The following is a 1,096-nucleotide window of genomic DNA, read 5'->3' as shown; positions in this document are numbered from 1 at the left end:
TGCTCGGCTTTGGCTTTAGCGAGCCGGGCACGCGGGCGGTGCTGTTCGTCGCCACAGTGCTGTTGCTGGTGGCGAGCCTGTTCATTGGCTGGCGCCTGGCCCGAAGCAAATTCGGCCGGGTGCTGACAGCGTTGCGCGATGCCGAAATCCGCCTGATGTTCTGTGGCTACGACCCACGCGGCTTCAAGCTATTTGTGTGGGTGCTGAGCGCGGTGCTGTGTGGTTTGGCCGGGGCGCTGTATGTGCCGCAGGTGGGCATTATCAACCCCAGCGAAATGTCGCCGACCAACTCCATCGAAGCTGCCGTCTGGGTGGCCCTCGGTGGGCGCGGCACGCTGATCGGCCCGCTGCTGGGCGCGGGTGTCGTGAACGGCATGAAGAGCTGGTTCACCGTGGCCTTCCCGGAATACTGGCTGTTCTTCCTGGGCGCGCTGTTCATCATCGTCACCCTGTACCTGCCCAAGGGCGTGATCGGGCTGCTGAAGAAGTGAGGAACGTCATGCTTGAACCTATTTTCGATGCCGGCAGCGGCCGCGATGCCATCGGCATTGGCCAGGCGGCAGGCCCGGGCCTCAACACCCGCCACGGCACCATCCTGACCCTTGAAGACATCAGCGTCAGCTTCGACGGTTTCAAGGCCCTCAACGACTTGAACTTGTACATCGGCGTCGGCGAATTGCGCTGCATCATCGGCCCCAATGGCGCGGGCAAGACCACACTGATGGACGTGATCACCGGCAAGACCCGCCCCAGCCACGGCACCGCCTGGTTTGGTGAAAACATCGATTTGACCAGCATGAGCGAAGTGCAGATCGCCCAGGCTGGCATCGGCCGCAAGTTCCAGAAGCCCACGGTGTTCGAAGCCTTGAGCGTGTTCGAAAACCTGGAGCTGGCGCAGAAGACCGACAAGTCCGTGTGGGCCAGCCTGCGCGCACGCCTGAGCGGCGAGCAGAAAGACCGAATCGACGAAGTGCTCGACACCATCCGCCTGACCGCCTCGGCACAGCGCCCGGCGGGGCTCTTGTCCCACGGCCAGAAGCAGTTCCTGGAAATCGGCATGCTGCTGATGCAAGACCCGCAACTGTTGCTGCTGGAC

2 protein-coding genes are annotated in these 1,096 nt (G+C 63.0%); both read left to right on the top strand.

Annotated elements, in window-relative coordinates; genetic code table 11:
- Positions 1-491 (top strand): ABC transporter permease subunit (locus tag H8F21_RS29325; protein ID WP_413243056.1); only part of this gene is annotated, 491 nt, incomplete at its 5' end.
- Positions 492-499: 8 nt separating this feature from the next.
- Positions 500-1,096, top strand: a 597-nt coding sequence (locus tag H8F21_RS29320) for an ABC transporter ATP-binding protein (RefSeq protein ID WP_203585847.1), incomplete at its 3' end; no start/stop codon positions are given.

Origin of the sequence: Pseudomonas arcuscaelestis (genome assembly GCF_016881005.1) — a bacterium.
In the GTDB taxonomy this organism is placed as follows: domain Bacteria; phylum Pseudomonadota; class Gammaproteobacteria; order Pseudomonadales; family Pseudomonadaceae; genus Aquipseudomonas; species Aquipseudomonas arcuscaelestis.
This window is presented reverse-complemented; position numbering and strand designations above follow the sequence as displayed.